28 protein-coding genes are annotated in these 24,956 nt (G+C 67.9%); 14 read left to right on the top strand and 14 right to left on the bottom strand.

What is annotated here, in order from left to right; translation table 11 throughout:
- Positions 1-94 precede the first annotated feature (94 nt).
- Positions 95-1,051 (bottom strand): bile acid:sodium symporter, encoded by a 957-nt coding sequence (locus EDF28_RS08705; protein ID WP_123938119.1) that lies wholly within the window; start codon positions 1,049-1,051, stop codon positions 95-97.
- Positions 1,052-1,160: 109 nt separating this feature from the next.
- Between EDF28_RS08705 and EDF28_RS08700 the strand changes: the two genes are divergently transcribed.
- Positions 1,161-1,589 (top strand): MerR family transcriptional regulator, encoded by a 429-nt coding sequence (locus EDF28_RS08700; protein ID WP_123937946.1) that lies wholly within the window; start codon positions 1,161-1,163, stop codon positions 1,587-1,589.
- Positions 1,590-1,604: 15 nt separating this feature from the next.
- Here the strand turns inward: EDF28_RS08700 and EDF28_RS08695 are convergent, their stop codons facing one another.
- Entirely contained in the window at positions 1,605-1,958 is a 354-nt protein-coding gene (locus tag EDF28_RS08695; RefSeq protein ID WP_123680830.1) for a metalloregulator ArsR/SmtB family transcription factor, read from the bottom strand.
- 116 nt (positions 1,959-2,074) lie between these two features.
- Between EDF28_RS08695 and EDF28_RS08690 the strand changes: the two genes are divergently transcribed.
- From EDF28_RS08690 to EDF28_RS08665, 6 genes are all read left to right on the top strand, one after another.
- Positions 2,075-3,478 (top strand): FAD-dependent oxidoreductase, encoded by a 1,404-nt coding sequence (locus EDF28_RS08690; protein WP_123937944.1) that lies wholly within the window; start codon positions 2,075-2,077, stop codon positions 3,476-3,478.
- Positions 3,478-4,881: an arsenic transporter gene (locus EDF28_RS08685; RefSeq protein ID WP_185094186.1), complete on the top strand. Its 1,404-nt coding sequence runs from the start codon at positions 3,478-3,480 to the stop codon at positions 4,879-4,881. Before EDF28_RS08690 ends, EDF28_RS08685 begins: the two co-directional genes overlap by 1 nt.
- 20 nt (positions 4,882-4,901) lie before the next feature.
- Positions 4,902-5,318, top strand: a complete 417-nt coding sequence (locus EDF28_RS08680; protein ID WP_123937942.1) for an arsenate reductase ArsC — start codon at positions 4,902-4,904, stop codon at positions 5,316-5,318.
- 20 nt (positions 5,319-5,338) lie between these two features.
- Positions 5,339-6,736: an FAD-dependent oxidoreductase gene (locus tag EDF28_RS08675; RefSeq protein ID WP_123937940.1), complete on the top strand. Its 1,398-nt coding sequence runs from the start codon at positions 5,339-5,341 to the stop codon at positions 6,734-6,736.
- A gap of 15 nt (positions 6,737-6,751) precedes the next feature.
- On the top strand, positions 6,752-7,147 hold the full coding sequence (locus EDF28_RS08670) for a low molecular weight phosphatase family protein (RefSeq protein WP_123937938.1): 396 nt from the start codon (positions 6,752-6,754) through the stop codon (positions 7,145-7,147).
- 63 nt (positions 7,148-7,210) lie between these two features.
- The gene (locus tag EDF28_RS08665; RefSeq protein ID WP_123937936.1) at positions 7,211-7,666 is read left to right on the top strand and encodes a hypothetical protein; all 456 of its coding nucleotides are present in this window, start codon (positions 7,211-7,213) and stop codon (positions 7,664-7,666) included.
- 126 nt (positions 7,667-7,792) lie between these two features.
- On the opposite strand, the gene EDF28_RS08660 is transcribed toward EDF28_RS08665, so the two are convergent.
- The 3 genes from EDF28_RS08660 to EDF28_RS08650 form a co-directional block, all read right to left on the bottom strand.
- Entirely contained in the window at positions 7,793-8,536 is a 744-nt protein-coding gene (locus tag EDF28_RS08660; protein ID WP_123937933.1) for a hypothetical protein, read from the bottom strand.
- A gap of 115 nt (positions 8,537-8,651) precedes the next feature.
- Complete coding sequence (locus EDF28_RS08655) at positions 8,652-9,239, bottom strand: hypothetical protein (RefSeq protein WP_123937930.1); 588 nt, start codon at positions 9,237-9,239, stop codon at positions 8,652-8,654.
- A gap of 54 nt (positions 9,240-9,293) precedes the next feature.
- Positions 9,294-9,992, bottom strand: a complete 699-nt coding sequence (locus EDF28_RS08650; protein WP_148086811.1) for a hypothetical protein — start codon at positions 9,990-9,992, stop codon at positions 9,294-9,296.
- 66 nt (positions 9,993-10,058) lie between these two features.
- Here EDF28_RS08650 and EDF28_RS08645 point away from each other — a divergent pair, with 66 nt between their 5' ends.
- Complete coding sequence (locus tag EDF28_RS08645) at positions 10,059-10,463, top strand: hypothetical protein (protein WP_123937924.1); 405 nt, start codon at positions 10,059-10,061, stop codon at positions 10,461-10,463.
- Here the strand turns inward: EDF28_RS08645 and EDF28_RS08640 are convergent.
- Positions 10,460-10,738 carry a helix-turn-helix domain-containing protein gene (locus EDF28_RS08640; protein ID WP_216099621.1) on the bottom strand — a complete coding sequence of 93 codons (279 nt, stop codon included), beginning with the start codon at positions 10,736-10,738 and terminating at the stop codon, positions 10,460-10,462. The genes EDF28_RS08645 and EDF28_RS08640 overlap by 4 nt on opposite strands.
- Positions 10,739-11,020: 282 nt before the next feature.
- Between EDF28_RS08640 and EDF28_RS08635 the strand changes: the two genes are divergently transcribed.
- Genes EDF28_RS08635 through EDF28_RS08625 form a run of 3 tightly spaced genes read left to right on the top strand, consistent with a single transcriptional unit; the run spans position 11,021 to position 13,965 of the window.
- Complete coding sequence (locus EDF28_RS08635; RefSeq protein WP_260154742.1) at positions 11,021-12,172, top strand: site-specific integrase; 1,152 nt, start codon at positions 11,021-11,023, stop codon at positions 12,170-12,172.
- Positions 12,165-12,512 (top strand): helix-turn-helix transcriptional regulator, encoded by a 348-nt coding sequence (locus EDF28_RS08630; protein ID WP_123937922.1) that lies wholly within the window; start codon positions 12,165-12,167, stop codon positions 12,510-12,512. The genes EDF28_RS08635 and EDF28_RS08630 overlap by 8 nt, the downstream gene beginning before the upstream one ends.
- On the top strand, positions 12,505-13,965 hold the full coding sequence (locus EDF28_RS08625; protein WP_123937919.1) for a Fis family transcriptional regulator: 1,461 nt from the start codon (positions 12,505-12,507) through the stop codon (positions 13,963-13,965). The genes EDF28_RS08630 and EDF28_RS08625 overlap by 8 nt, the downstream gene beginning before the upstream one ends.
- An 8-nt stretch (positions 13,966-13,973) precedes the next feature.
- Here the strand turns inward: EDF28_RS08625 and EDF28_RS08620 are convergent, their stop codons facing one another.
- On the bottom strand, positions 13,974-15,077 hold the full coding sequence (locus EDF28_RS08620; RefSeq protein ID WP_123937916.1) for a hypothetical protein: 1,104 nt from the start codon (positions 15,075-15,077) through the stop codon (positions 13,974-13,976).
- A 186-nt stretch (positions 15,078-15,263) separates the two neighbouring features.
- Positions 15,264-15,419, bottom strand: a complete 156-nt coding sequence (locus tag EDF28_RS19215) for a hypothetical protein (RefSeq protein WP_159571359.1) — start codon at positions 15,417-15,419, stop codon at positions 15,264-15,266.
- Between the two features lie 95 nt (positions 15,420-15,514).
- Between EDF28_RS19215 and EDF28_RS08615 the strand changes: the two genes are divergently transcribed.
- Positions 15,515-16,414 carry a shikimate dehydrogenase gene (locus tag EDF28_RS08615; RefSeq protein ID WP_123937913.1) on the top strand — a complete coding sequence of 300 codons (900 nt, stop codon included), beginning with the start codon at positions 15,515-15,517 and terminating at the stop codon, positions 16,412-16,414.
- 93 nt (positions 16,415-16,507) lie between these two features.
- Here the strand turns inward: EDF28_RS08615 and EDF28_RS08610 are convergent, their stop codons facing one another.
- From EDF28_RS08610 to EDF28_RS08595, 4 genes are all read right to left on the bottom strand, one after another.
- Entirely contained in the window at positions 16,508-16,774 is a 267-nt protein-coding gene (locus EDF28_RS08610; protein ID WP_123294405.1) for a hypothetical protein, read from the bottom strand.
- A 119-nt stretch (positions 16,775-16,893) separates the two neighbouring features.
- A complete protein-coding gene (locus tag EDF28_RS08605; protein ID WP_123937910.1) occupies positions 16,894-19,287 on the bottom strand; it encodes an excinuclease ABC subunit UvrA in 2,394 nt (797 codons plus the stop codon).
- Between the two features lie 424 nt (positions 19,288-19,711).
- On the bottom strand, positions 19,712-20,167 hold the full coding sequence (locus EDF28_RS08600) for an NUDIX hydrolase (protein ID WP_123294404.1): 456 nt from the start codon (positions 20,165-20,167) through the stop codon (positions 19,712-19,714).
- Between the two features lie 10 nt (positions 20,168-20,177).
- Complete coding sequence (locus EDF28_RS08595) at positions 20,178-20,939, bottom strand: SDR family oxidoreductase (RefSeq protein ID WP_123937907.1); 762 nt, start codon at positions 20,937-20,939, stop codon at positions 20,178-20,180.
- A gap of 154 nt (positions 20,940-21,093) precedes the next feature.
- Between EDF28_RS08595 and EDF28_RS08590 the strand changes: the two genes are divergently transcribed.
- Both EDF28_RS08590 and EDF28_RS08585 read left to right on the top strand, forming a co-directional pair.
- A complete protein-coding gene (locus EDF28_RS08590) occupies positions 21,094-21,567 on the top strand; it encodes an NfeD family protein (protein WP_235035827.1) in 474 nt (157 codons plus the stop codon).
- The gene (locus tag EDF28_RS08585; RefSeq protein ID WP_123339650.1) at positions 21,564-22,790 is read left to right on the top strand and encodes an SPFH domain-containing protein; all 1,227 of its coding nucleotides are present in this window, start codon (positions 21,564-21,566) and stop codon (positions 22,788-22,790) included. Before EDF28_RS08590 ends, EDF28_RS08585 begins: the two co-directional genes overlap by 4 nt.
- A gap of 73 nt (positions 22,791-22,863) precedes the next feature.
- Here the strand turns inward: EDF28_RS08585 and EDF28_RS08580 are convergent, their stop codons facing one another.
- On the bottom strand, positions 22,864-23,214 hold the full coding sequence (locus tag EDF28_RS08580) for an RNA polymerase-binding protein RbpA (RefSeq protein ID WP_111084006.1): 351 nt from the start codon (positions 23,212-23,214) through the stop codon (positions 22,864-22,866).
- 145 nt (positions 23,215-23,359) lie between these two features.
- Positions 23,360-24,952 (bottom strand): apolipoprotein N-acyltransferase, encoded by a 1,593-nt coding sequence (gene lnt / locus EDF28_RS08575; protein ID WP_260154740.1) that lies wholly within the window; start codon positions 24,950-24,952, stop codon positions 23,360-23,362.
- Positions 24,953-24,956: the final 4 nt, after the last annotated feature.

Genomic DNA, 24,956 nt, shown 5'->3' with positions numbered 1-24,956 from the left:
CGCTCGTCGCCTCTATGGTGCCCCGCGCACACCGTCGCCGAAGCCGCCTCGTCCGCGCTGACGAAATGGTGGTCGACCGCTGCAGGACCCAGCATCAAGTGGTCATTGGCCCGACTCTGGCTGGAACGAGCCAAGGTACCAGCCGTACGTAGATGATCATGCCGACGAGCTCGACGAGGGTCTGCGTCACCACGACGACCGGTGCGAGGCCGAGGTCGGGTGGGAGTGCGAGTGCGAGCGGGAGGACGACCAGGGAGTTCCGCGTGGCACCGCTGAACACCAGCGCGCGCCGGCTGGGGACGTCGAGCCTGGCGATTCTGCCGGCGATCGTCCCGAGTGCGGCCATCACCGCCAGGAACGTCCCGTAGATGGGTACCAGCACGATGAGCCGGGTGACGTTCTCGGCGACGGCGCCCGCCTGTGAAGCGACGACAACGAACAGGGTCGCCATCATGAGGGGCACCATCAGGCCCTGCATCAGCCCCTCAACACGTTGGCCGAAACGCGTCCGCTTCGCGAGTGCCTGCGTCGCCGCGGCTGCGGCCAGCGGCAAGACGATCAGGACGAGGAACGCTTCGACGAACGGTCCGATGTCGACTGCGGCGACCCCGGTGGGGCCGATGAACAGCAGCAGGTAGACGGGGAGCAACAGGATCTGCATCAACATCAGCAGGGGTGCCGCCGCGAGCAGCCGCGCGGACGCACCGCCGGCGAGGCCGGAGAACACGATGACGTAGTCGATGCATGGTGTCAGCAGCACCAGCAGCACGCCGAAGAGCAGTGGCGGGTCGCCGGCAACGAACCGGGACAGCGCGAACACCACGACCGGCACGACGACGAAGTTCAGCACGAGCACCGTGCCGAGGAAGCGAACGTCTCGGACCGCTCGTCCGATCGCGGCGAACGGCACCCCGAGGAACGTCGCGTAGAGCAGAAGTCCGAGGACGGGGTTGATACCGACCTCGAGGCGCTCCGCTCCAGGCAGCACCAGTCCGGCTCCGGCGCCGATGGCGATCGCGGCCAGGTAGAGCAGGATCTGGTGAGCCTCCATCGCGGAGACGAGCCGCTTCACCGGAACGCTCCGGCCGCATCAGGGGTGTGCACGAACGTTGACCCTAAACGTTCCAGTGCGCTGGAAGGTCAAGCCGTACGCTGCTGACGTGCGCATCTCGGAAGCCAGCCGCAGAACCGGTGTCGCAGCGACCACGCTGCGGTACTACGAGTCCCTTGGCCTGATCGGCAGCCGCCGGCTCGAGAACGGGTACCGCGACTACGACGACGCCGCGATCGACCGGGTCGGGTTCATCCAGGCGAGCAAGGAGCTCGGCCTCTCCCTCGTCGACGTCGCCGCGCACCTCGTCACGGTTGATACCCGATCCTGCACGGACGTCCGCGACACCATGCGTCCCGTCCTCGCCCGACGTCTTCAGGAGATCGACGACAAGATCGCCCGACTGCAGCAGCTCCGCGGGCGGTTGGCGCAAGCGGATCAGGACTTCGCGGGATGCCCGGACCGTGACGAGCACTGCAGCACGCAGTGCGTCATCGCCGACGGCATCGGCGCAACTGCCCGGCGTCCCGGAAGGTAACCGCGCGGCCGAGGGTTAGCGCGTCGGTGCGGTGATGAGGCCGGCGAGGGTATCGAGCGCGCCGGGCACGAGGGAGAAGTACGCCCACGTGCCACGCTTCTCGCGGTGGAGGATTCCGGCGTCGACGAGCACCTTGAGGTGGTGGGAGACGGTCGGCTGCGAGAGGCCGAGCGGTTCCTGCAGGTCGCACACGCATGCTTCGGCGCCGTCGTGCGCGGCGACCATCGAGATGAGCCGGAGCCGGGCCGGGTCGGCGATCGCTTTGAGTGACTTCGCGAGGACCTCGGCGGATGCCTGGTCCATGGCCTCGGTGGTGACGGGCGAGCAGCACGCGGTGACGTCCTGGATGGGAAGCAGCTCGATCGTCATGGATTCATCCTCCCACGGACTTTGACACGCGTCTATATTTGCGCTGGTCGATATCGACGTGCTTCGATGTACTCGCCGGGTTCCGGTTCCCGCTCGATCCGTGAAGGACCAGCCTGATGACTCACCTCCTCGCCGTCGGCGGCAGCGACGCCGGCATCGCCGCCGCGCTCCGCGCCCGTGAACTTGACCCGTCGACGGCTGTGACGGTGGTGCTCGCGGACGAGTTCCCGAACTTCTCCATCTGCGGCATCCCGTACTGGGTGTCCGGCGACGTCGCCACGGAAGCGTCCCTCGCGCACCGCACCCGTGCTGATCTCGAGGCCGCCGGCATGACCGTCCGCTCCTCCACCTGGGCCTCGAGTGTCGACGTCGACGGGCGCCGCCTCACCGTCACCGGCCCCACCGGGGACGAGGAGATCGCGTACGACGAGCTGCTGATCGGCACGGGCGCGGAACCGGTCCGTCCGGCCGGCGTGCCGTTCGGGGAACCGGGCATCCACCTGCTGCACTCCATGACTGACGCCGAGCAGGTCGTTGCTGCCCTCGAGCTGCTGCCGGCGGGGAGCCGGGTCGCGGTGGTCGGTGCTGGCTACATCGGCCTGGAGATGACCGAAGGGCTCGTCGCCCGTGGGTTCGACACGACGTTGATCCAGCGTGGTCCGGAAGTGCTCTCTACCCTCGACCCGGAACTCGGGTCCCTCGTCACCGCCGAGGTCCGACGCCACGGCGCGACCGTGCTGACCGGTTCCACCGTCACCGGGATCACCCCGGCAGGCGGTGGGCAGTGGCGCGTCGCCACCGGCTCCGCGTCTGGTGACACGGAGGGCACGTTCGCGCTGGTGGTCGTCTGCGTCGGCGTCCGCCCGGTCACGGATCTCGCCGTCGCCGCCGGAGCGCAGCTCGGCCAGGCCGGCGCGATCGTGGTCGACGCGTCCATGCGGACCGGTGTGCCGCATGTGTGGGCTGCTGGCGACTGCGTCGTGACGCACCACCGCCTCCTCGGCACCACCTGGTTGCCCCTCGGGACGACCGCGCACAAGCAGGGCCGCGTCGCCGGGGAGAACATGCTCGGCGGCTCGAAGACGTTCGCCGGGTCGGTGGGGACGCAGGTGGTGAAGGTGTTCGACCTCGTCGCCGCCCGCACCGGCCTCCGCCAGCACGAGACCGGCCCACTGGAGGTGTCTCCGCTGACGCGGGTGACGGTCGCGGATGACCACAAGCGGTACTACCCGGGCGCCGTCCCGCTGACGATCAGCGTCACCGGCGACCAGGCCACCGGGCGGCTCCTCGGTGCGCAGATCGTCGGGCAGCGGACCGCGGAGATCAGCAAGCGCATCGACACGTTCGCCACCGCCCTCCACGCGGAGCTCACCGTGGACGACGTCATCGATCTTGACCTCAGTTACACGCCGCCGCTCGGGTCCCCGTGGGACGCTGTGCAGGTCGCCGCGCAGGGCTGGGAACGCGCCGCCGCAGCGGCGAACCAGGCTGCAGTGAATCAGGCTGGGGTGAGCGCCTGATGGTGCTGGCTGTGGTCGCTGCGGCGATCTTCGTCGCGACGCTCGTGGTGGTGATCTGGCAGCCCAAGGGGTTCCCGATCGGCTACACCGCGCTCATCGGCGCCGTCATCGCCCTCGCCACCACCGTCGTCGGCCTCTCCGACATTCCGACCGTGGTCGGGATCGTGTGGAACGCGACGCTGACGTTCGTCGCGGTGGTGCTGATCTCGTTGATCCTCGACGAGGCCGGGTTCTTCGAGTGGGCGGCCCTTCACGTCGCCCGTTGGGGCCGCGGCAACGGACGGCTGCTCTTCGTGCTGATCGTGGGCCTCGGCGCGGTCATCGCGGCGGTGTTCGCCAACGACGGGGCCGCGCTGATCCTCACCCCGATCGTCGTCGGGATGCTCCGCGCACTGAACATGCCGCAGAAGGCGGCGCTCGGGTTCATCCTCGCGACCGGGTTCATCGCGGACACCGGCAGCTTGCCGTTGGTGGTGTCGAACCTGGTCAACATCGTCTCCGCGGACTACTTCCACCTCGGCTTCGCCGAGTACGCCGCCGTCATGATCCCCGTCGGCATCGTCTCCGTCCTGGCCTCCCTCGAGATGCTGCTGCTCTACTTCGGCAGGAGCATCCCGAAGCGGTACGACGTCCTCGCCCTCACCAGCCCCGCCGCAGCGATCACGGACCGGGCGACGTTCCGTGCCGGCTGGGTCGTCCTGGCGCTGCTGCTCGTCGGCTACTTCGCCGCCGACCCGCTCGGCGTCCCGCTCGCCGCTGTCGCCGGCGTCGGAGCCGTCGTCATCGTTGCCGTGGCTTCACGGCAGCCCGCGTTCCTCTTCGCTCGTGCCGAGGCCGCACCGGTCCTCGTCGCAACCGGCGGTACTGCCACCGTCAGCGCAGGCAGCACCGGGCCGGGTGCGCCGTCGGGGCGGGTGATCCCGGTGTGGAAGACGATCCGGGAGGCGCCGTGGCAGATCGTGCTGTTCTCCATCGGCATGTACCTCGTCGTCTACGGCCTCCAGAACCAGGGCCTCACTGACCACCTCGCGACGCTGTTCGACGTGCTCGGTGACCACGGGGTCCTCGTCACCGCGCTCGGCGTCGGGTTCACCATCGCGATCCTCGCGTCCCTGATGAACAACATGCCCACCGTCCTCATCGCCGCCCTTGCCATCGGCGGCGCCGGCGCGACCGGGCTGACACACGAGGTGATGGTCTACGCCAACGTCATCGGCTCCGACCTCGGCCCGAAGATCACCCCCATCGGATCCCTCGCGACGCTGTTGTGGTTGCACGTGCTGGAAAAGAAGGGCATCCACATCGGGTGGGGGCAGTACTTCCGCACCGGCATCATCCTCACCATCCCCGTCCTCGCCATCACCCTCGCCGCCCTCGCCGGCTGGCTCACCCTCATCCACTGAACCCGAAAAGACACACACCCATGAGCAACAAGCCCACGATCCTGTTCGTCTGCGTCCACAACGCCGGACGCTCCCAGATGGCCGCCGGCTACGCCCAGGCCCTCGGCGGCGACCGCGTCGAGGTCATCTCCGCCGGCAGTGCGCCGAAGGACCAGATCAACCCGATCGCGATCCAGGCGATGGCCGAAGACGGCATCGACATCGCCGGCAACCAGCCGAAGATCCTCACCACCGACGCCGTCCGCGACTCCGACGCCGTCATCACCATGGGATGCGGCGACGCCTGCCCGATCTTCCCCGGGAAGCGGTACGAGGACTGGGAACTCACCGACCCCGCCGGCCGCGGCATCGAGGACGTCCGCCCCATCCGCGACGACATCAAGCACCGCGTCCAGACGCTCCTCGCCGAGCTGCTGCCCGCCGAAGCAACCGCGTAACGACCAGGAAGCCGCAGACCATGACGCTCACCCTCACCGTCCCACCCCGGACCGACGCGGACCGCCTCACCGGACTCCCCGTCGCGATCATTGGTGCCGGCCCCGTCGGCCTCGCTGCCGCCGCGCACCTCCTTGAGCGCGGCCTCGATGTCGTCGTCTACGAAGCTGGGCCGACCGTGGGGACGAGCGTTCGCGCTTGGGGGCACACGCGGCTGTTCTCCCCGTGGCAGTACGTCATCGACACTGCCGCCCAGCGCCTCCTGGAAGCCACCGGCTGGGAAGCACCTCGAGCGGCGTCGTTGCCCACTGGCCACGACCTCGTCGACACGTACCTGGCACCCCTGGCAGCGACCCCGCAGCTCGCACCGGTGATCCAGTACGGCACCCGCGTGGAAGCGGTATCCCGGCAGGGCATGGACCGCACCCGCTCCACCGGCCGCGCCGACACCCCATTCCTGCTCCGCCTCCACACCGCCGACGGTGCACACGACGTCACTGCCCGTGCGGTCGTCGACACCTCCGGCACCTACACGTCCCCGAACCCCCTCACTGCTGCTGGGCTCGCACCCGCCGCTGACCTCGGCGACCGGGTCGTCCACGCGCTCCCTGACGTCCTCGGCGCCGACCGTGACCGGTTCGCCGGTCGTCGGGTCCTCGTCGTCGGTGCCGGCCACTCCGCCGCGAACACGCTCATCAAGCTCGCCAGCCTCGCCAAGACCGCGCCGGGAACCGAAGTGCTGTGGGCGATCCGCAACCCGGGCACGGCCCGGCTCGGCGCGGACGCAGCCGATGGGCTCGCCGCCCGCGGGCAGCTCGGTTCCACCGTCCACGAGCTCGTCGAATCCGGTCAGGTGCAGCAGATCGCCCAGTACGAGATCGACGACGTCCAACCCGACGGCGACCAAGTCACCATCACCGGACGCCGCGCCGGCGAGCCCTTCGCGGTGACGGTCGACGTCATCGTGAACGCGACCGGGTTCCGACCCGACCTCAACATGCTCCGCGAAATCCGCCTCGGACTCGACGACATCGTCGAAGCACCCCGCGCCCTCGCACCACTGATCGACCCGAACCTGCACTCCTGTGGCTCTGTTCCCCCGCATGGTGTCGCCGAGCTTGCGCACCCGGAGCCGAACTTCTTCATCGCCGGCATGAAGTCCTACGGCCGAGCACCCACCTTCCTGCTCCTCACCGGCTACGAGCAAGTCCGCTCCATCGCCGCCGAACTCGCAGGCGACCACACCGCAGCGCGCCTGGTCGAACTCGTCCTCCCCGAAACAGGCGTCTGCTCCACCGACGTCGGTGGCAGCTCCTGCTGCACCGCCCCCGCCGCCACCGCGACTCCTGCCGCTGACGACGCTGCCTGCTGCACTCCGCCTGAGTCGGCTACTGACCGCACCTCGTGCTGCACCAAGTGACCGGGAGTGGCAGCCATGACCACGAAGCCCACCGTCCTGTTCATCTGTAAACACAACGCCGGCCGCTCACAGCTCGGCGCAGCGCTCCTCGAACTCGCAGCACCCGACCGCTACACGGCCACCTCCGCCGGCATCAGCCCAGCCGACGAGGTGAACCCCTCGATCGCTGCGACCGTGGGCGAACTCGGCCTCGACATCACGGGACGCGTGCCCCGGCAAGTGACGCCCGACCTGCTCGAACAGGCGGACATCGTCGTGCTCATGAAGCCCGGCCTCGAGCTCCCCGCAGAACCACGCGGCACGGTCCTGGAGTGGTCGTTCCCCGACCCCACCTCCTGGTCACCGGAAGACGTGCGACCAATGCGGGACGCCGTCGCAGAACGCATCGAACGAGAACTCCTGCAGCCGTAGTGACCAGGCCGCCCGGATAGGGAGCGAAGTCAGAAGCGCGACTCAGAGAGAAGCTGCCTACTGTTGTACATCGCCAATGGCCCACGCATCGTGCTGTGGCAGGAGGGGGAAATCATGCCAGAGGATCCAGAACGGCAGGCGTTCGAGGACGCGCGGGCGCAGGTGCGCTCGATGGCAGAGCAGCAGAACCGTCAGCCCAAGGTTTTCATAGAGGTCAAAGATCGGGATCTGATCACGCTGATGGATCGGTTCGCGGGATCGCTTGAGTTCCACTCGATGTTGGTCGCCGGGCAGCTGATGGCCGAGGTGAGCCGTCGCCAGCTGTGGGACGCGGTCCTGGAGCGACGGACCGCGATGCTGTCTCGTATGCACCCCGCAGAGGATGTTTCTGCGCTGCGGGACAAGGCTCGGGCGTCGCTCGATCACTTCCAGAACGAGCACTTCCCCGTTGATCCTGACGTTTTCGGGGAGGACGGGTTAGATGCGGAGCGGGGCTGGAACGGGTACATCCAGTTCTGACGTCGACATTCGTGAGGTCCGGCCTCCCCCTCCAGCGCGCTGTCTCGGGGCTTGGCCAGGTGCTCCTGCCGCCCCATCAGGTCGGGGATATCGCGAGTGAGGCTGAGCAGGTCTTCGGTGCAGGATCTATCTCAAGCGCCGGGTCTCGAGTAGTTCCAGCAACGGCTGCACCCGGCGGCCCTCGGTAAGCCATTCGATGGGCGTCGCCGGTTCACCGTGGATGCGCGTGTACGGGTGTGGTGTCGTCATGAAGCCGAGGATCGACGTCGGGTGCATGTCGTTGTCGAACGCTCCGGCCAACGTCGATAGGTGATCCAGCACCGGGTGGTTCGGGTCGTCGGTGAATTGCCATGCCGGGAAGCGCAGCTCGTCGTCGCACACGAACGCGAACAGGTTGCCGGACACGAGGTGGGTGAGGACCCGTGCCGTTCCGGTATCCAGCCAGTCGGCCGCTTCCTCAAGGGTGAGGGAGGCACTCATTCCGCGCTGCCAAGAACGGCGTTCGGCTGCGTCGAGCTCGCCGCGCGCGACGGCGGACTTTGCAGCTTCGTACCGCTGCCGAGTACCGAACGCCGACTCGATGAGTGCGTCTTCCTCGTCAGGTGTGAGATCTCGGCCGGTTCGAGGACGCGGCGGGTTGTGGCGTGGCCCGAAATCTCGACCGCCGGCGTGAACACCGATTAGTCGTGGGAAGGCGCGGTCTTGCCGCGGCGGGTCAAGATCGCGGTCCCGGGTGACCAACACAGCGTCGTCGGCATCCGCGAAGTCCATGGTGGCGTTGCTGCGGACGCTGTCCGGCAGGTCGTCACCCGTCAGGGCGGCGAGAGCAACACGTGCGCGTGCCCGCGCGATCTGTACCCGTGACGTCATCAGGCACTCCCCTCTTGTTTGACTTCTAGGTCCCCCACAGTTGCCGCCTGGAGGGGTGGTGGGTTGAGGTCGATTGCGAGACACGAAGGGCGGAACTGTGTGCATCCGAGGCGTCCTACCGCCAATTCGCGGCTTCGAGATGGTCGAGCACGACCTGGACGTCGCCGCCGATCGTCAACCACTCGACGGGCGTGAAGGACTCATTGGTCCCCTCGATCTCGAGGTCCGCGTTGTACATGTAGCCGAGGATCGTGGCTGGATGTTTCTGATCACCCCACGCCGGCGTGAGTCGTGCAAGGCCGGGAAGGACTGGTATCGCTGGGTCATCGGTGAATTGCCACGCCGGGTACCGCAACTCCCCGTCGCACACGAAGGCTGTCACTTGCCCCGTAGCGAGGAGCGCGTGCAGCTCAGCGTCGTTGATGCGCAACCAGTCCGCGGCTTCCTCGGCGGTCAACGCAGAGACGAGCCCCTCAAGTTCCGTGCGACGTTCCACGTTCTCCAGCTCGCCGCGGGCGACTTCGGCCTTCGAGTCCTCGTACTCTTCCCGGGTCCAGCCGCCGAACCGGATGAGGAACTCCTGCTCCTCGAGTGTCCCTTGTCGGCCACGCGGAACTGTGGGTGGCTCAGCGACTCGGCCATAGTCGCGGCCGTGCGCGATGACACCGGCGAGGGAGTTGAAGCTCGATAGGGGGACGTTCACAGTGGTCGCTTCCGCTGCTTCAGCCGGAGTGTGGATGCCGCTCCCCAGCCAACCTCACCGGTCACCCCGTCCTCCGAGTACGAGATCTTGGAGGCGCGAAGCAGACCCCTCGAGCACAAGCAGCAAGGTCCGCACCACGGGCCAAGGCGATCCGCCCGCGATCAGATGTTCTCTTGGACTGCACCGCGCGCCGCCCCGCTGCAAGTGCGGGTCTTCGGAGCACATCAGGCGAGCAACTAGTGCTGGCGGCGCGTCAGGCGGTACGCACTGCAGCACCGTCGGTAGAACATCGGAGATGAGCTCCAAAGTCTTGGCACCGGCGTCGATGAACTGCCACGAGGGGAACAGCAAGGCTCCAGCCCGCTCGAATCCCCAGAGCTGTCGAGAAGCCACGTCAGCCCGAAGCTCATGGAGAGTACTCCCCCGTCGTCGGGCCACGTCATCGGCCCGCAACACTGCCGCATGTTCGATCGATATGGCTCGGACCAGCACGGTCATGAGATTTCGGTCGCTCAGCTCCGCTTCCCATTGGAACTCGTCACCGACCGCGCCGATCCACTGAAGGATGAGAGCTCGCTTCGCCGTTCCCAGCGGACTCGGCCGGTTGAGCGCCGTTAGCGATTCGGCGATCTGCTCAACCGTTGCGTAGAACTCGAGTCCAAGCGATTCGATGGCCGCCTCCAGCGCGGCGAGCGACATCTGACGCGAGGCGGCAGACCTCACCGGCGAAGGGGCCGCCTCTGATGCTTCCAACGCCACTTCCTCACCTGCCAGCCGCTCGCAACACGTCTCATGCCGCGTGCTGATTATAATCAGCACATGGGAAAAGGCGAGCGAGGCGCGGGTTCTGGTTCACCCCGCCTCACGATCGAAGCCACAACCGGTGCCAGAGTGGAAGTCTCTTGGCTGGACGCGGTCGTGGTCCCCGAGGCCGCGCGTATCGACTACCGAACAGTCGGCCGCCGCGGCGACTTCGTCGTCACCGTCGGAGCTACCGAGCTCGTCGCCGTCTGTGACCTCGACTCCGGCGAGTACGTCATCAGCGGACAGCTTGGAGGCGACGAATCGGCTGCGGCGCTGATGCGCGACCTACTGAGGCGCCGCCTTCAACACCTCCATGAAGCTCCCATCGAGTCACGGCAGCGCTTCGAGGGACGCCTCCGTTCCCTCGCCGACATGTCAGGCGGAACCTGGTTTGCTTTCGAAACGGTGTTCGACCTCTAACGTTCGGGTCGTCGCCACAGCTCGGTGTCGAGGGCAAGCTCAAGCCGAGCGAGCGTGGCGAGATCCGGCCAGGAACGACCGGCCAGAACACCGAGCAACGTTGTGTGGTGCACTCCAGCAGCCGTCGCGACCGCGCGCGTGCTCTGAGTTCCCATTGCCTCCCTCAGCCGCACCACGAAGGTACGAGCCGCTTCCGCGATCGCATCGTCGGCGGGAATCTCCGGCCAGGGCGCCGGCGCGAGCTCGAACGGTCGCTGTCGGGGAGTTCTGCTCACGCGTCCCAGCGTAGAGCGCGAAGCCGCCTCAACCGACGGCCGGCAGTCGATCCATACCAGTCAAGGGCCGGATGCCGGCCCAACGCCTGCGGCGCGAGGCGCCGGTCGATCGCGAAGGCGAGGGCCGGCGACACTCCGTGCGTTGCCCCCATGTGGGAGGCTTCGGGACCGGTCACTTGGCTCGGCCCGCTCGATAGGGCGCGCTGCGAGCGAATGAGGCGAACCGGACGAGAGTCGGGTCTTGTGCTCTTGGCACCGGGCAGCGTATGTTTCCTGCATTTAGTGCAGGATTCCACGAAGAGAGTTCACATGGCAGGCGCGATACCAGGCGCGGTCCCGAGGCATCTAAAGGATCGCTCCGTTCAGCTGTTCCGGGCCGACGAGCGCGTGTTCGAAGCAATGGTCGACGGGTGGACAAGCCAGATGCTCGCGCGCGGTCTGCAGACCTCGTCGATCGAGCCAAAGCTCAGCCTCATCCGGAGGTTTCAGAACTACACCGGCACCTACCCGTGGTCGTGGGGACCGGCCGACCTCGACGAGTTCCTCGCGGAGCACCGCCTCGGTGAGCACGCGTACGCCTTGTCGACGTTGCGGGCGTACAGCAATGCGATCGCAGCGTTCTGCGGGTACGTCGCGAACATCGCGTACGGCTGGGGGGACTACTGCGAGGCAATGTTCGGCGAGATCCCGGCGCAGATCGTCTTCGAGTGGAACTCCCCACGCCACACCGCTGACGATGCTCGGGATCCACGGCGACGCGCCTTCACTGTCTCGGAGCTGCAAGCCCTGTTCGACCACATCGACGATCAAGTGGACTTCGCTTACCGGAAGCGTCTGAAGCAGTGGCCGGCCCTGATGCGGAATTCGACGGCGTTCAAGGTCGGTTATGCGTTCGGGCTCCGACGTCGCGAGCTCGCGATGCTCGAAATCAGTGATTTTGGGCCCAACCCGCATGTTCCGGATTACGGCCTGTTCGGTGCGTTGACAGTGCGCTGGGGCAAGGGCACGAAGGGGTCCGGGCCGCGCCGACGCACTGTGTTGACGGTCCCCGAATTCGAGTGGGTAGTCCCACTCCTGTCGACCTGGCTCTCCCCCGGCCGCCGCGACCGGTTCAAGACCGCAGACCGGTCCAGCGCCCTCTGGCCAACCGAACGCGGCCGCGTCGCCGTCAGCACAGTCGGTGACGCCTTCGTAGCCCTCCGTCGCGCCGTCGGCTACGACGAAGGCCTGAACCTGCACTGCCTCCGGCACTCCTACGTCACGCACCTGTTAGAGGCTGGCTACGACGCAACGTTCGTCCAAACGCAGGTCGGTCACCGCCATGCCTCAACGACCAGTCTCTACACATCGGTCGGATCGGACTTCAAGCAGAAGATCCTGCAACAGATGATCTCCACCCGGATCGTCCAGCGAGAGGAACACCACGATGAGTGAGCAGCGACGAATCGGCTACCGCTGGAACCTCCGCACCCTAATGGCGCAGCACAACCTCTGGAAGAGCACCGAACTCGTTCCGTTGTTGCGAACCCGCGGCATCGACCTCTCGGAGAGCCAGGTCTACCGTCTCGTCACGGGCACCCCAGAACGGATCCCCGCTCGAACGTTCGCTGCGCTCTGCGACATCCTCGACTGCACCCCGAATGACCTCTTCGAGCCGTTTGTCGAGATGCGAGCAGCCGGCCGTGTAAACGCCCCCGAGCCGGGCGAGGAACCCCCCGCCATGAACGGTAACCCCGTGGCTCATCGGATCCGCCTCGCCGACGACCATGGCTAGGCCGAAGGCGCCCGAGGACGCAGATGCCTACGAGGCCTGCGGCCGCTGCGGCGAACACCGGCCCGTCGCCGCGCGTTGGCCGGACGGGCTCATCTGCCAGAACTGCTACCGGAAGGCGATCCGAACGTCGGGCACCTGCGCTGTCTGTGGGCACGTCGGCATCCTGCCCGGGACAGCCGACGACGGCCCTACCTGCCGCACATGCTCGGGCGTCCGGATCAACGTCGACTGCGTGCTTTGCGGCGCCGAGGACGAGCTCTATTCTCAGGGTCGGTGCTGGTCATGCGCGCTCTCCAACTACGTCGACACTGCCCTTTCCGCGCCGGACGGCGGCGTCCCCGCACAGCTCGAACCCTTGGCTGACGCCCTCAAGCGAATGCAGCGCGCAAACTCCGGGTTGACCTGGATTCGGCAGGACCACGTACAAGCCACGCTTCGGATGATCGCTACGGACGGGACCATCACACACGAGGCGATCGACGAGCTACCAAAATCGAGAACGCGGGACTTCGTCCGCGGTCTCCTGATCGAGCACGGCGTGCTCCCTCGACGCGATCACTACCTCGCAGCCTTCTCCGAGTGGCTGACACAGATCCCAAACCGCGTCGCCGACGACGAGCATCGTCGCCTGGTTGACCGATGGATCCGATGGAGCTTCCTACGGAAGTTCCGCGCCATGGACGAAGTGCCTCGAAATGCATTCCTGCGCGCCAAGCAGTCGATCACGGTGGGCGTCGACTTCCTCAACTGGCTCACCGAGCACCACGTCACGTTCGTCGACACAACGCAGGGCGACGTCGACCGTTGGCTCACCAGCGGACCCTCAACGAGGCAGTTCATCGATCGGCTCATCCCTTGGGCACAGAGCGCTCGGCTGATCAACCGGGACCTGATCGTTCCCCGACACCGCCGTGGAACCGCCCCGCGGATGAGCGCCTCCGACCAGGCCAGCGTCACCGAACGGCTCGTCCACACCGACGAACTCTCACCGCGAGACCGGGCGATCGGAATCCTGGTCCTCGTGTTTGGCCAGCAGCTCCGCAAGAGCCTCGAACTACGATGGAGCGACATCACGGTCAACGAGGACACTGTCTGTGTTCGGCTCGGCTCCATCGACCTCGAACTGCCCCCGCCGCTGGATGCACCCTGGCGGGAGCTCCTCGCAGAACCCGTGAACCTCCGCACCGCGTCACACCCGAGCAGCGACTGGGTCTTTACCGGTCAATCACCAGGACGACCGATTGATCCCGGTCACATTGCCACCCACCTACGCGACGTCTTCAGCGCTCGAGCCGCCCGCCTCGGAGCCCTGCACGAACTCAGCAAACTCGGCCCCGTCCCGATCGTCGCGGAGGCGCTGGGCTACTCCTCCGAGACGATCGAAGCGCACCGCGTCGACTCCGGTTCCACCTACGCGCAATACGTCGGCGCGGTTAGGCGACAGCGCTTGTGAACGATCTGTCAATCAGGACGATTCGATCGTTCCACCTGCAACCAGGGAACAAGCTTTGCGAAGGAAGGAGGAAGATCGTCGCCCGACAAGAGCGCCGGCCAGTCAACAGTCGCAGCAAAAGAGTGAACAGGCACACCGGGTCGGGTTGCCATCGGGTGCAGGTGAATGCCATCGACATCATGCGGGACGGCGGATCCTCCGCGTGAGGTCAGCCATTGCGCTTCCGAAGCAGCGTCGTGCTCGACGAGCATCTTGCGAAACGCCTCAAGTTCGTCCCGTCGGAACGCAAAGTAGTCACGGAGAGCGTCCGCAAGTTTCATGTCTCCGTCATGCAGGACAGCCGTCGCTCGGGAGATGAACTCCAGCACTTCCCAAAGGAAGTGTTGGACGTCCCGCCAACCGGAGCTCACCTCAACGGCAAGCGCAATTGGCACATCCTCGACCGCTGCCCCCGCAATCACCTCCGTAGAGCGATACTCGACAAAATCTTTGCAGTTTTCAACGGGTGCTAGCGGCGTGACCCAGTCAACCCAGCACTCTCCTGCGCTCGCGGGCGGCGGAAACAAGTGATCGAAAAGCATCACAAACTCAGCGTCAGGCACCACGGCTAATCGCAGCGGTGCCTGGTGTTTGTCGTCATTGTGCACCTTGGCGAACTCACTGAGCGTGCCACTACCCGTTACGAATGGCTGAAGCTCTTCTAGATTCTTCAGCTGATCGGGGGTTAGAGCCTTCATATATGGCTGTCCGGCGAGCGAATTCCAGTCCTCCTCGGTTGCCGCGATAGGAAAGTAGGTCGATCGCTCTTGTCTGGCCGTTAGAGGCGGGGATGCTTGCCTCGTCACTGCGTCGAACATGGCAATGTCGAGAACGGATCGTCCTCGGGCGAGGATATCCCGAAAGTCTTCGATAACGTCAAACGGCAGTAGTTCACCTAAGACCCCATACCGATAGACGACTCTATGCACACCGTCGCTTCGAGGAATTGCCCTTACAACCAGGTGCTCGTTTTTTCGGTCCGACTGCGAGCCGAGAAAGTCGAAGGATTCCTGAATGAGCCTTGTGAAGCGAGCTCCCCAGACAGGAAGCGTCGGCGTCGGCGGTGAGGACATCTCACTGAGGGTAGTCAAGTGGTGGCCGCGGCGCGACACCTGTTCGTGTCGACTCCGGCCGTCCTCACACGCGCGGTTACCAGTTGCCTGCGCGCGGCACCAGAGGGCTTCGTGAGCAGAAATGGTCGAGTCCCACGCGCGGACCCGACCTTTCCTGCTCACGAAGCACATCGCCGGGCGACAGCGTCAGTCGACGGGCTTCGTCGGGACGTCGTCGGCGTCGATCTCGAGCGCCGCCGGTTCACCGCCCTGTTCTTCCAGGTTCTCCTGGTCGGTGTCCGGCTGCTCCGGCGTCTCGCTCTGGGTGGTCTCTTCGGCTGGGTCTGGCTGGCTGTAGCTCATGCGCCGGACGGTACGCCGAACGCGCTGACGACGTATCGGGTCTCCGTGCACGGCGCGTTAGTGTCGGACGGCCGGTCGACGCCACAGGAGGAACGATGCCGCACACGCTCGTCGGGCTGATCGGCGCCGGACTGCAGCGGTCGCTGACTCCCCTGATGCACGAAGCAGAGGGCCGGGTGCTCGGACTCGACTACGAGTACCGCCTGCTCGACCTCGACGTGCTGGGCCGAACTGCTGCCGATCTGCCGGAACTGCTCGCCACCGCCGAGGCCGAGGGGTACCGCGCGGTCAACGTCACGCACCCCTGCAAGCAGGCCGTCGTCCCGTTGCTCGACGCGCTCGACCCGCGGGCTGTCCGGATCGGTGCGGTCAACCTCGTGCTGTTCCGCGACGGCCGCCGCATCGGGTACAACACCGACGAGACCGGCTTCCGGATCGCCGTGGAGCGCGGTCTCGGATCGGTCGCCGGGCAGCACGTCGTGCAGTTCGGTGCCGGTGGTGCCGGCTCGGCGATCGCCCACGCGCTCGTCGGACTCGGTGTCCGGCGGCTCGACGTCGTCGATGCGGACGTCGGCCGCGCGGAGGCCCTCGTCGCGACGCTCGAGCCACCGCCCGACTCCCCCGTCGACGCCCGCGTCCTGGCGATGACCGATGCCGACGAGGTGCTCGCGACGGCGGACGGAGCCGTCAACGCGACACCGCTCGGCATGAACGACGACCCGCGGCAGGCCTTCGACCCCGCGCTGCTCCCCCGAGGCGCCTGGGTCTCCGACGCCGTCTACTTCCCGCTCGAGACGCCGCTCGTCCGGGCGGCACGTGCGGCCGGATGCCGGGTGGTCGACGGTGGCTGGATGGCCGTCGGGCAAGCGGTCGCGAGCCTCCGACACATCACCGGGCTCGAGCCGGACCTCGACCGTGTGCGCGCCGCCTTCACCGGGTTCCTCGCCGAAGGGCGAACCGCCGGTGACCGGACCGGGCGCGAAGCCATCGGGTGAGCAGAAGAGGTCGAGTCCGGATGACGGACTCGACCTCTTCTGCTCACGATGCACGCCCGCGGACGCACCGAGTGCGCCCGCGAACGGGCTCCATCACGACTGGGTGAGGATGACCGCCGTCAGGATGTAGCCGACGATGCCGATGACGATCGCGACGGCCGACAGGATGATGCCGGCGAGGACGGTGCCGCGGCTGCCCCCACGCTTGCGCGCCAGGATGCCGAGCACGAGCCCGATGATGCCGGCGATGATGCCGATCAGGGCGATGAAGATGCCGCCGACGACGCCGACGATGCCGAGCACCAGGGAGACGACACCGAAGGTGTTGGACTGAGCGGGCGCGTTGCCGGGGTTGGACATGGGAGCTCCTTCGATCAGGACGCCGATCCAGGCCGGGTAGCCGATCGTGAGCGTCGATCAAACGCTATCCGAATCGCACCGGCAACGTTCAGGTTCCGTGCACGAACCTGTCCCCTGCTTCAGGCGCCGACGTAGGTCGCCAGGTGCTGGCCGGTCAGTGTCGAGCGGGCTGCGACGAGGTCGGCGGGCGTGCCCTCGAACACGATCCGGCCGCCGTCGTGCCCCGCGCCGGGCCCGAGGTCGATGATCCAGTCGGCGTGCGCCATCACGGCCTGGTGGTGCTCGATCACCACGACGGTCTTGCCCGAGTCCACCAAGCGGTCGAGCAGCCCGAGCAGCTGGGCGACGTCCGCCAGGTGCAGTCCGGTGGTCGGTTCGTCGAGCACGACGATGCCGCCACGCTCGCCGAGGTGGGTCGCCAGCTTGAGCCGCTGCCGTTCTCCGCCCGACAGCGTCGTGAGCGGCTGCCCGATGGTCAGGTACCCGAGTCCGACGTCGGCCAGGCGCGCCAGGATCGTGTGCGCAGCAGGCAGCGCGGCAGGACCATCGGCGAAGAACGCCACGGCCTCAGCGACGGACATGCCCAGGACCTGGCTGATGTCCTTGCCGCCGAGCTGGTAGCCGAGCACCGACTGGTCGAACCGTTTGCCGTCGCACTCCACGCACGGGGTGGCGATGCCCGCCATCATCCCGAGGTCGGTGTACACGACACCGGCGCCGTTGCACGCGGGGCACGCACCCTCGGAGTTCGCGCTGAACAGCGCGGGCTTCACGCCGTTGGCCTTCGCGAACGCCTTGCGGATGGGTTCGAGCAGCCCGGTGTAGGTCGCCGGGTTGCTGCGTCGGGAGCCGCGGATCCCGCTCTGGTCGATGGCCACGACACCCTCGCGATGCGCGAGCGAACCGGGGATCAGCGTGCTCTTGCCGGATCCAGCGACCCCCGTCACAACGGTGAGCACCCCGGTGGGGACGTCCACGTCGACGTCGTGCAGGTTGTGCGCCGACGCACCGCGGATCGCGATCGCCCCGTCGGACCGGCGGACGGCGGTCTTCACCGAGACGCGGTCGTCGAGGTGCTGACCGGTGATGGTCCCGCTCCCCCGCAGCCCCTGCACCGGGCCCTGGTAGCAGAGCGTCCCGCCGCCGGAGCCGGCGCCCGGGCCGAGGTCGACGACGTGGTCGGCGATCGCGATGACCTCGGGCTTGTGCTCGACCACGAGCACGGTGTTCCCCTTGTCACGCAGCCGCAGCAGCAGGCCGTTCATCCGCTCGATGTCGTGCGGGTGCAACCCGGTGCTCGGCTCGTCGAAGACGTACGTGACGTCGCTGAGGGATGACCCGAGGTGCTTCACCATCTTGACCCGCTGCCCCTCTCCCCCGGACAGTGTGCCGGTCGGGCGGTCGAGCGAGAGGTAGCCGAGACCGATCTCGACGAACGACTCGAGCAGGTCGCGGAGGCCGTCGAGCAGCGGCGCGACGCCGGGGTCGTCGATGGCCCGCAGCCACGGCACGACGTCGGTGATCTGCATCGAGCAGACATCGGCGATGCTCTTCCCGCTGATCTTCGACGAGCGGGCGACGTCGTTCAGCCGGGTACCACCGCACGCCGGGCACGTCGTGAAGGTCACCGCACGGTCGACGAAGGCGCGGATGTGCGGCTGCATCGCCTCGCGGTCCTTCTGCAGCATCGAACGCCGCACTCGGGGGACGAGCCCCTCGTACGTCATGTTGATGCCGGCGATCTTCTGCTTCGTGGGCTCGCGGTAGAGGAAGTCGGCGCGTTCCTGCTCGGTGAAGTCGCGGATCGGGGTGTCCTTGTCGAAGTACCCGGACTCCGCGTACATCCGGACGTTCCACCCGTCGGTGCCGTAGCCGGGGATCGTGATCGCCCCGTCGCCGAGCGCCTTCGAGTCGTCGAACAGCTGCGTCAGGTCGATGTCGTTGACCAGCCCGCGCCCCTCGCAGTCGGCGCACATGCCACCGAGCCGGGTGAACGAGACCTTCTCGGCCTTGGCGTCCTTGCCCTTCTGCACCGTGATCGCTCCCCCGGCGGTGACCGTCGCCAGGTTGAACGAGAACGCGTTCGGACCACCCACGTGCGGGTCGCCCAGACGGCTGAAGAGCACGCGCAGCATCGCGTTCGCATCGGTGGCGGTGCCGACGGTCGACCGCGGGTCGGCGCCGATGCGCTCCTGGTCGACGACGATCGCGGTGGTCAGGCCGTCGAGCAGGTCGACGTCGGGTCGTGCGAGCGACGGCATGAAGCCCTGCACGAAGGCGCTGTACGTCTCGTTGATCATCCGCTGCGACTCGGCGGCGACGGTGCCGAACACGAGCGAGCTCTTGCCGGACCCGGACACACCGGTGAACACCGTGAGTCGACGCTTCGGCAGGTCGACGTCGATCCCCTGCAGGTTGTTGGCGCGGGCACCGCGCACGCGGATCCGATCGTGGCCGTCAGCGGCGTGCACGCTCCGGCTCGGAACGCCGTCGTCGCCGGAACTGGTATGCATGTCGATCAGCGTACCGACGGGTACCGACACCGACAAGACAACCCGGCACCGTGCGGTGGACGCACCCCACCACCGGACGGGAGGCACGGGTCACGCCCGCACCGCGCCTCCCGTCAGCACCGTGCGCACCTTCTCACCCCGTGCGCGGTTCCACGCACCGTGCAGCGCCACAAGCGCGCACCACACCACCAACCCCGCACCGGCCAACGGACCAGGCACCGTGCGGTGGACTCGACCCACCACCGGACGGGAGGCACGGGTCACGCCCGCACCGTGCCTCCCGTCAGCACCGTGCGCTCTTTCTCACCCCGTGCGCGTTTCCGCGCACCGTGCAGCGCCACAAGCGCGCGCCACGCCACCAACCCCGCACCGACCGACGGACCCGGCACCGTGCAGACGACGGCCGGGTCAGACGACGGCCGAGTCAGGCGGCAGCGAACCGACGCACCAGCTCCGGCAGCTCCGCCGGTTCGAACGGTTCATCGGTGGCGTCGAGCTCGTCGGCGGTCCACCAGCGCGACGCGAGGATGTCGACCCGCTCGTCGTCCGTCCACTCGGCGTCCGACAACTCGAAACCCGGGGTGCGCACGACGTAGAACTCGCTGTGGCCGCGGTCGTGGTCGGCGAGGTCCCACTCGACGGTGAAGTCCCATGACCACACGGACTCGCCCGGATCGTCGATGACGATGCCGGTCTCCTCGCGAAGCTCGCGGATCGCCGCGTCGCGGTGGTCCTCGCCGGGGTCGACCCCGCCACCCGGCGTGATCCACCTGTGCGCGCCGTCCGACGACGGCGAGTTCGTGTCCATCAGGAACACGCGACCCTCGGGGTCGAGCAGGATGATGCGGGAGGTTCGGCGCAGGCCGGGCTTGGCAGTCACCCGCCCGACGCTAGCCGACGAAGCCGCTGACGTCGCCGACGAGCTTGGTGTGGTCGGCGGGGATCGGCTCGATCGCGGCGAGGGCGATCTCGGCCGCGAACTCCGACACGCTGTAGAGCTTGCCGACCTCCTGCCGACGCCCCTCGATCGCGCCGGGGTTCAGGCGGTTCAGCAGGGTGGCGGTGATCGTGCCCTCGATCATGTCGCCGGAGACGACGACGAACTCGATGCCCGCGGCCTCGAGCTGCGGGACGAGCTCGCGCAGGGCGAGTTCGCCGGCGCGCTTGCTCTTGGCGACGGGGACGTACTCGTCCATCGTCTCGGCGGTCTCGACGAAGTGGGCCTGGTGGCTCGTGACGAAGACGACGCGCGACCCGGCGGGCATGTGCGGCACGGCGGTCTGGAGCATGTCGACCTGCGCGTCGCGGTTCAGGCGGAGCGCGTAGTCCTCGCCGAGGCCGGACTCCATGCCGCCCGAGGCGTTCAGGACGAGCAGGTCGATGCCGCCCCACTCCTGCACGACGGTGTCGACGAGCGCCTGCACCGACTCGTGCTCGGTGAGGTCGGCGCCGATCGCCAGGGCGGAGCCACCGGCTGCGACGACCTTCTCGGCGATCTGCTCGGCGCGCTTGGCCTTGTTGCGGTAGTTCACGACGACCTTGGCGCCGGCCTCGGCCAGGTACCCGACGGTGTCGGCGCCGATGCCGCGCGACGAGCCGGTGACGACGGCGCGCGTGTCGGTGAGGGATCCGGGGGCGAGGGGGTTGCTCACAGTCGTGTTCTCCAGGTCGTGTTCCGGCCGGTCGGCCGCACCGAGCCTACCAATCGCCTGCACGGCCGACCGACCCTCCTGATATGTTGAACGGAGTTGTACCGGCCGTCGCGACGCTGCGAGCCACGGCGCGCGACCGAGGGAGGGAGATCGCGTGAACGGAATCGATTGGATCCAGACCATCGTCTGGATCGGACTCGTGTTGCTGCTGGGAGTGGTCGAGATCTTCACCCTCGACTTCATCTTCATCATGCTCGCGGCCGGAGCCGCCGGTGGGTTGATCGCTGCCCTGCTCGGCGCCCCGTGGTGGCTGTCCGCCATCATCTCCGCCGTGCTCGCGCTCGTGCTGCTGTCGCTCGTGCGACCGCGCCTGCTGCTCATGCTCGGCCGAGGCGCCGACCCGCACCGCACGAACATCGAGGGGCTCATCGGGCTCCCCGGCACCGTCGCCGTCGCGTTCACATCATCTGCTCCCGGTCAGGTCCGCCTGGCCAACGGCGAGACCTGGAGCGCACGGTTCGCCGTGGGCGCCATCGACCGCACACCGCCACTCGGCACCCCCGTGGTCGTCGAGTCGATCGAGGGGTCGACCGCGGTCGTGCGCCTCGCAGAAAGGGCCACCTCGTGACCATCACACCCGGGACGATCGCACTGCTCGTCCTGATCCTCGTCGTCGTCATCTTCGTGATCGTCGTCCTGGCCAAGGCGATCCGCATCGTCCCGCAGGCCACCGCGGGCATCGTGGAACGCCTCGGCAAGTACCACAAGACGCTCTCGCCGGGCCTGAACCTGCTCGTGCCGTTCATCGACCGCCTGCGGCCCCTGCTCGACATGCGTGAGCAGGTCGTGTCGTTCCCGCCGCAGCCGGTGATCACCGAGGACAACCTCGTGGTCTCCATCGACACCGTCGTGTACTTCCAGGTCACCGACGCCCGCGCGGCGACCTACGAGATCGCGAACTACCTCGGCGCCGTCGAGCAGCTCACCACCACCACGCTCCGCAACGTCGTCGGTGGCCTCAACCTCGAAGAGGCCCTGACCAGCCGCGACAACATCAACGGTCAGCTCCGCGTCGTGCTCGACGAAGCGACCGGCAAGTGGGGCATCCGCGTCGGCCGTGTCGAGCTCAAGGCGATCGAGCCGCCCGTGTCCATCCAGGACGCCATGGAGCAGCAGCTGCGTGCCGAGCGGAGCCGTCGTGCCGCGATCCTGCAGGCCGAGGGCACCAAGCAGTCGCAGATCCTCGAGGCCGAGGGGCAGCGGCAGGCCGCCATCCTCGCGGCCGAGGGTGACGCCAAGGCCCAGGTGCTCCGCGCCGAGGGTGAAGCCTCCGCCATCGCCACGGTCTTCGAGGCCATCCACACCGGTGACCCCGACGACAAGCTGCTCTCGTACCAGTACCTGCAGATGCTCCCGAAGATCGCCGAGGGCACCGCGAACAAGCTCTGGATGATCCCGAGCGAGTTCACCGAGGCGCTGTCCGGCATCGCGAAGGGCTTCTCCGGCGGACGGAGCGGCAGCGGCCCGGTCGCCGGCGCCGGTTCGGGCGGGGACTTCCTCTCCCGCATCTCCAAGCTCGCGAACGAGAGCCTGGCGAACACCGCCGCTGCCGGGTCCGCCGGCACGACCATGCCGCGTGCGGACGCGACCGCCGCGGACATCGTCCCCGAGTCCGACCTCGACGCACGACTGGCCGAGTCGAACCGGAGCGTCGACGCGCACCTCGCAGCCGCCGACGACGCGACCGCCGAGAAGGTCGACGACGCGCCGGCTCCGCAGGCCGACGCCGCGCAGCACCCGAACGACGAAGCGTCGGGGCACCGCACCAGCGACGGCTCCGGCCGACGCTGACCCGCACCACCACGAACGACGATGCCCGCCCCGGGGAACCGGGGCGGGCATCGTCGTTCGTCAGGTGGTGGTGTCAGGCACCGCGTCGTGCACGGAGGACCTGCAGGCGCTCTTCGAGGAGCTCCTCGAGTTCCTCGCGCGAGCGACGCTCGAGCAGCATGTCCCAGTGGGTACGGGGCGCCTTGACGTCCTCTGCTGCGACCTCGACGGGGATGCCGTCGTCACCGAGCAGGCGGCCTTCGCGGCCGGAGCGTGGCTCCGACCAGGTCTGGGGCACGTCTGCGTCAGCGGAGAAGACGATGTCGAAGGTCTCCCCCGAATCCGTCTGGTAGACCGCGCGCTTGCGGTCCGAGAGCTCGACGCCCTCTTCGCTCTGGAGACTCTGACTCCCGAGCCGCATGCCGCGGAGACTCCGATCAGCCATGTGTGTGCTCCTCTCGCTCGTCTGCCCTCCACAACACTGTCCCACGCCCCGTCGTTCCCGACTGGGCGCATTCACAGTCCGTTCCCAGTGCGTGGCCCCGATGCACAGGATCACAGCCTCGGACGGACAGGGACGCGGCGGCGGATCAGGAGCGCTTGCGGCGTCCCCACGGTGCACAGGCGAGCAGCACGAGGAGCCCGCCGAGCGACAGGAACAACGCGATCGACCCCGAAGCAAGCGACGCCGGGGTCGTCGAGGTGCCGAGCGGCACGTCGGTCACCATCGAGGTCGCGGTGTACTCGGGGACCCGGTCGATGGTGCGTCCGGACGGGTCGATGACCTGCGAGGCGCCGACGGTCGAGATGTTGACGAGGGACCGACCGGTCTCGATCGCCCGCATCCGTGCGATCTCGAGCTGCTGCAGGTTCTCGTCGGTGCCGGAGAAGTCCGCGTTGTTCGTCTGCGCGAGGATCACCTGCGCTCCCCCGCGCACCATGTCGCGGGTCAGCCCGTCGTCGACGATGTCGAAGCAGATCGCGATGCCCGCCTCGATCCCCGCCACCGGCAGGACGTTCGGCTTCGTCCCCGGCGTGTAGTCGCGCTGCAGCAGGCCGATCAGGGACGGCGCGAGCTTCGAGAAGAACCACCGGTCCGGCACGTACTCGCCGAAGGGCACCGGGCGCTTCTTGTCGTAGGACGACTGCCAGCCGTCGGCGGTCCACACGAACGACGTGTTGTGCAGCACCCCGGACGGCGTCTGCGTGATCGCTCCGGCGACCAGCGGCGCACCGACCGAGTCGACGACGGCGTCGAGCGACGATGCGATCACGGGCTGCTGGCGCGGGTCGAACTCGGCGGAGGCCTCGGGCCACACGACGAGGTCGACGCCCTTCGCATCGACGTCGGTCGCCGCGACCTGCGCCGCCAGGACCTCGCCCGGCGCAGCACGGTCGAAGTACCCGGCCGGCCCGTTGCCCTGCACCGACTCGATCCGGATGGTGCCGGAGGTCGCGGTCGGCCAGGCCGGCACCGCCAGCACGGCGGCGACGAGCAGCCCGGCGGTCGCGACACGGACCGGCAGCCGCAGGGTCGCGCCCGGCACCCGCGGGGTCACGAGGGCGAGCGACACGACCACCGCGACGCAGTAGACGACCACGAACGTCACCCCGAGGACGCCGACGTACGCCGCGAGGTGGGTGAACGGCCCCTGCGACTGCGACAGGCCGACGCGCCCCCAGGCGAAACCGCCGTACGGCCAGCTCCCCGAGAACCACTCGCGTCCGGTCCACAGTGCGGCGACCACGGCCGGGAGGCCCCACACGCGTCCGGCGGTCGAGGGCACCACGCGCGCCACCCAGCGGTACGCGAGGGCGATCGCGACGCTGCCGAGCGCGAAGAACGCCGCCTCCAACAACGCCAGTGCGAACCACGGGACGGGCCCCAGGTAGCGCCCGGCCCACGAGATGGCCGGGATCCAGAACGCGGCACCGGCCAGGTAGCCGAGCCACGCGGCCCTACGGGCGCGTTGCCCCATCGCCGCGAGGAGCATGCAGGCCAGCGCCGGGAAGGCCAGGAACCACCAACCGGGCGACGGGAACGCGAGCGCGAAGAGCAGCCCGCCGATGACGGCCAGGGCCAGCGCGCTGCCCAGCGGGAGCGCCGCGAACGGGCCGTCCGCGACCGCACCGCGGCCCACTCGCGCGGGCACCCCGCGCACACCGGTCTCCGGAACCCGCACCGTG

The sequence above is a fragment of the Curtobacterium sp. PhB137 genome (genome assembly GCF_003814955.1).
Taxonomy (GTDB): Bacteria; Actinomycetota; Actinomycetes; order Actinomycetales; family Microbacteriaceae; genus Curtobacterium.
Note: the sequence above shows the minus strand (reverse complement) of the source record. Positions and strands in the feature narration are given on the sequence as shown.